Origin of the sequence: Staphylococcus sp. HMSC13A10 (assembly GCF_001808005.1) — a bacterium.
Lineage (GTDB): Bacteria > Bacillota > Bacilli > Staphylococcales > Staphylococcaceae > Staphylococcus > Staphylococcus pasteuri.
Genome location: NZ_KV791865.1, coordinates 1 through 4440, shown reverse-complemented (window position 1 = coordinate 4440; position 4440 = coordinate 1). Strand labels below are relative to the sequence as shown.

General features: G+C 31.9%; 3 protein-coding genes. 2 read left to right on the top strand and 1 reads right to left on the bottom strand.

Going from position 1 to position 4440, the window contains the following annotated elements; all coding sequences use genetic code 11:
• Window positions 1–417 (bottom strand): YSIRK-type signal peptide-containing protein (locus HMPREF3125_RS08780; RefSeq protein WP_256278090.1); only part of this gene is annotated, 417 nt, incomplete at its 3' end.
• Between the two features lie 385 nt (window positions 418–802).
• Between HMPREF3125_RS08780 and HMPREF3125_RS08775 the strand changes: the two genes are divergently transcribed.
• Entirely contained in the window at window positions 803–3061 is a 2259-nt protein-coding gene (locus HMPREF3125_RS08775) for an ATP-binding cassette domain-containing protein (protein ID WP_070453267.1), read from the top strand.
• Window positions 3062–3424: 363 nt separating this feature from the next.
• The coding region (locus tag HMPREF3125_RS08770; protein ID WP_070453264.1) for a YfcC family protein at window positions 3425–4440 on the top strand (1016 nt) is incomplete at its 3' end.

The following is a 4440-nucleotide window of genomic DNA, read 5'->3' as shown; positions in this document are numbered from 1 at the left end:
TTTATCTGCTTTGTTGTATTCCGGGTCGACTTGCTTCTCTTTGTCTGCTTTGTTGTATTCCGGATCTACTTCTTTGTCTACTCTTTGTTCATTTGTATTATTATTTTTTAACTCAACAGATGATTCATTATGTAAATTTGATTTTACTTCTTCATTTTTATTATTATTCTGTACTTCAACATTATCATTATTATTTTTTGATTCACTAGATTGATTTAATTGTTCATCTTTAACATCATTCCCATGTTGTTCCCCAATAGATTGTGCTTGTTTAGCTTCAGAATCTAGATTTCCCTGATCTTGATTTTCAGCTGCTTGTGCAGAACCGCCACCGATAAATAATAAGGCTGCAATTAAAATCGATGATGTTCCTACGCTAAATTTACGAATACTATATTTATTTTCTCTATTTTTCATATTCAGCACCTCTATTTTATTTTTAATTTTCAAATCAATTCTATGTGACTAGATAAATAAATTAATGATTGCACGTGGTAAAAATTCAAATAGTTTAGTAAACCAAGCTTTCATAATGACCATCCTTTCTCATTTAATAGTAAGCGCTTTCAAAAGCATTAAAATAAAAAATCCTTTTTACATTAAAACCAACGCTTACTTTAACTGGTTATTTATTAAAATGTTACGAATTTTTGTACAAAAAGTCAATCATCAATTCCAATTTTATATAATTTTTATTTTTTACCTAGATATACTTTATATATTAATAGTTAATCTTAAAATACAAACATTAAACGAGTTGGATATCAATTTTAGGGTAAAGTCGACTAAGAGGTGAAGGCATATGTCAGATATTAAAGTCGTTGGCGCCAAACAAAATAATTTAAAAGATATTGATGTTACTATTCCTAAACATCAACTTACAGTTTTTACAGGGAGGTCTGGCTCCGGTAAGTCTTCTTTAGTATTTAATACACTAGCAGCTGAATCTGAGCGTTTACTCAATGAGACCTATTCAAGTTATATACAACATCAATTGAGTCAATTTTCAAAACCTGATGTTGATCAAATTCAAAACTTACCTGTTTCAATGATTATTAATCAAAAACGATTAGGAGGAAATTCTCGTTCCACAGTTGGGACGATTTCTGATATTTATGCATCAGTGCGTTTATTATGGTCACGTATAGGAGAACCATTTGTAGGTTATTCTGATGTCTTTTCCTTTAACAATACAAAAGGTATGTGCGAAACTTGTTCAGGCTTAGGTTATGTAGAGGATATTGATTTAAATGAATTAATTGATTTTGACAAATCTTTAAATGAAGATGCTATCAATTTTCCATCTTTCCGACCTGATAGTTGGAGAGGGAAACGTTATTTATATACTGGACTGTTTGATAACGATAAAAAGTTAAAAGATTATACTAAGGAAGAATTAGATACACTTTTATATACTGAACCAACAAAACTTAAAAATCCTCCTTCTAATTGGCCCAGAACCGCAAAATTTGAAGGTTTAATTCATAGATTCAGACGCTCATTTTTACTAAATGATAATTTTGAGAAAAAAAGATTTGCTAAAGATATAGAACGTGTTGTTCATAAACGTGCATGCCCAGATTGTCATGGTAAACGTCTCAATGATAAAGTACTAAGTTGTAAAATTAATGGTATGAATATTGCTGATTTTACTGATTTACAAATTGATGATGCGTTAGACTTTTTACATAAGATTCATTCTACTAAAGCACAAGTAATTATCGAACCGTTAAAAAAACAGCTTGAATCACTTAGTTATGTAGGTCTCAATTATCTAACTTTATCTCGTGAAACCACGTCATTATCTGGTGGTGAATCGCAACGTATCAAACTTATTCGTCATCTCAACAGTCCATTGAGCGATTTAGTTTATATTATTGATGAACCAAGTGTTGGACTGCATCCTGAAGATATTCAACGAATTAATGATTTAATTCAATCTTTAAAAGACAAAGGAAATACAGTACTCGTCGTAGAACATGACCCTGATGTCATTAAAACTGCCGACCATGTTATCGATATTGGGCCATTAGCCGGTAAAGATGGCGGACAAATTACTTTTGAAGGTAGTTACCAAGACTTACTTAAATCTAGTACGAGTACTGGACAAGCGTTGCATCGCTCTCATAATCTAAAAGAAAATATAAGAGTATCATCTGATATGTTAGATATTAAGGATATTTCTAAAAATAATTTACAACATATTACGACTCAATTACCTAAATATGCGATGACTGTTGTTACAGGCGTAGCTGGTTCTGGTAAAAGTTCTTTAATTACAACAGCATTTGAAAAAGATGAGCAAGCTATATTTATCGATCAGAAGCCTGCTCATGCTTCAAACCGTTCGAATCTACTAACTTATTTAAATATCTTTGATGATGTAAGAGCGTTCTTTAGTGAGCAAACTGGCTTAAAGAAAAGTATGTTTAGTTATAATTCAGAAGGTGCATGCCCAGAGTGTCATGGTAAAGGAGTTATTAAAACTGAATTAGCATTTATGCCCGATTTTTCTCAAACATGTGAAATGTGCGGTGGTACAAGATATCGTCCTGAAGTGCTTGAAGCTAAAGTAAATGGCTATTCTATTGCAGATATTTTATCTTTAACAGTTCAAGAAGCTATTGAGAAATTTAAAGATGACAATCATATTGTGCAACCTTTACAAGCCCTAGCCAACACTGGATTGTATTATATGACACTTGGACAGTCCCTTGATACATTGTCTGGTGGTGAAATTCAACGTGTTAAATTAAGTAAATATTTAACAGAAACTGTACATGATGCGATATTTATTTTTGATGAGCCCACTACTGGACTTCATGAAGATGACCTGCCCATTTTAATTGAATGCTTTAACCATTTAATTGAAGAAGGTAATACCGTTATTTTAATTGAACATAATTTAACAATGATGACTCAAGCGGATTGGTTTATAGATATTGGCCCTTATGCTGGCGATAAGGGCGGACAATTACTATATAGTGGTGAGCCAAAAGGATTACTAGATATAGAACAATCCGTAACTGCCAAACATTTGAAAAGATATATTCAATCCTAGTTAGGATATCAATATAACAACCAGTACAATAGTGACATTTACACCCTTGTATTAGGTTGTTATTGTTTTTAATAAGTAATTAGTATACAAACTTCAAACTTACTTATCTTTAAAAAAAGACTTTGTCAGTCATATTAATAATATATTCTTATTCATAATTTCTTATAGTCTCTTACTTTTATACTAAGTTAAAGTCTTATCCTCTATTTTTTACAAATTTTTAAATTTATAAATATTTGCTCATAAATGTTAAATTTTCCTCACTGTTTATCTCTATCCATGTTATGCTTAAATTGTTTGGAATTAAATGCATATTTATTTATAATAATTCATCAATATAGAATTTGGGTAGGAGGAGATTTTATGAAAGCAGAACAAATAAAAAAAGAAAAGCATACATCTTCACCTAAGAGAAAGTTCAAGTTGAAAATGCCTGGTGCCTTTGCAATTTTATTCATTTTAACCATTTTAGCTGTATTAGCAACTTGGATGATTCCAGCAGGTTCGTATTCAAAATTATCTTATGAAGATCACTCATTAAAGGTCGAAAATCCTCAAGGTAAAGTTGAAACACATAAAGCAACACAACAGGAATTAGACAAAATGGGTGTCAAAATTGATATTAATCAGTTCACTTCAGGTGCGATTAATAAGCCTGTTTCTATTCCAAATACTTATGAACGTTTAGATCAACATCCTGCTAAATTAACTGACATTACAAGTAGCATGGTTAACGGAACAATTGAAGCTGCTGATATTATGGTCTTTATACTTATACTAGGTGGTTTAATTGGTGTTGTTCAAGCGAGTGGTGCTTTTGAATCCGGACTTCTCGCATTAACTCAAAAGACAAAAGGGAGAGAATTTCTTTTAATCTTCTTTGTTTCTATATTAATGGTACTTGGTGGAACACTATGTGGTATAGAAGAAGAAGCTGTAGCCTTCTACCCTATTCTTGTCCCTATATTTATCGCAATGGGATATGATTCTATTGTTTGTGTAGGAGCTATCTTTTTGGCGAGTTCTATGGGATCAACATTCTCAACAATCAATCCATTTTCAGTGGTTATCGCTTCTAATGCAGCTGGTACAACTTTTGCTGAAGGATTGTACTGGCGTGTTGCCGGTTGTATTATCGGAGCCATGTTTGTTATAGGTTACCTCTATTGGTACTGTAAAAAGATTAAAAAGAACCCTGAAGCCTCATATAGTTATGAAGATAAAGATACATTTAATCAACAATGGTCTGTCATGGAGCATGATAATCAGCAACAAACATTTACTACACGTAAGAAATTAATTTTATTACTATTTGTTATACCCTTCCCTGTGATGGTTTGGGGCGTCATGTCTCAAGGTTGGTGGTTCCCAACTATGGC